Raw genomic sequence first — 587 nt, 5'->3', positions numbered from 1 at the left:
CTGACCGAATCCGCGGAGGGACATCGAACTCGGCCAGCACGGCGGGTATCCACTCCACCGCCGGCACCACCTTGGCTTGGAACGAATCCTCGTCCCAAGCCGGGCGGTATGAGTGTACTACCACGAACCGCCCGCCACGGGTGCGGTATATCCGCACCTCGTGGCGCTCGGAGGGCCCCCGTGGGCCCTCCACACGGGTGAGCAGCGTCCCCTCGAAGCGGAGGGGACGCCCCCCATCAGTTCGCCTGACGACGATCTGCGACGGCTTCATCTCGATCACCTCCCTTGCTTGGGGATTTCGACTTACTTCCACGGCCATAAAAGAGTCCAGAGCCTACCTATGAGGGATTGAAACGTCCACGTACACCAGCACCCACGGACAAAGAACTAGGCCCCGGCCAGGTTCGGCCGGGGCCTAGAAGACTGCGTGGAGAACGGCACAAGAAACCACAAAGGACAGGGGTGCCATAACCGGCCCGTCAACAGTGGTGGAGGGGGGGGTGCACCAAGTTAAAAGCCTACCTAAGAGGTGATGAAAAAGCCGTAAAAAAACACAAGAGAAGAACAGAATAAAGGGTAACATCCTA

The 587-nt window shown here is 59.6% G+C and carries 1 protein-coding gene; it reads right to left on the bottom strand.

Translation table 11 applies throughout. The features are described from left to right. The coding region (locus N0A24_12300; protein ID MCS7174116.1) for a hypothetical protein at positions 1-271 on the bottom strand (271 nt) is incomplete at its 3' end. Positions 272-587 lie beyond the last annotated feature (316 nt).

This window comes from Armatimonadota bacterium, from assembly GCA_025059775.1.
In the GTDB taxonomy this organism is placed as follows: Bacteria; Sysuimicrobiota; Sysuimicrobiia; order Sysuimicrobiales; family Sysuimicrobiaceae; genus Sysuimicrobium.
Note: the sequence above shows the minus strand (reverse complement) of the source record. Positions and strands in the feature narration are given on the sequence as shown.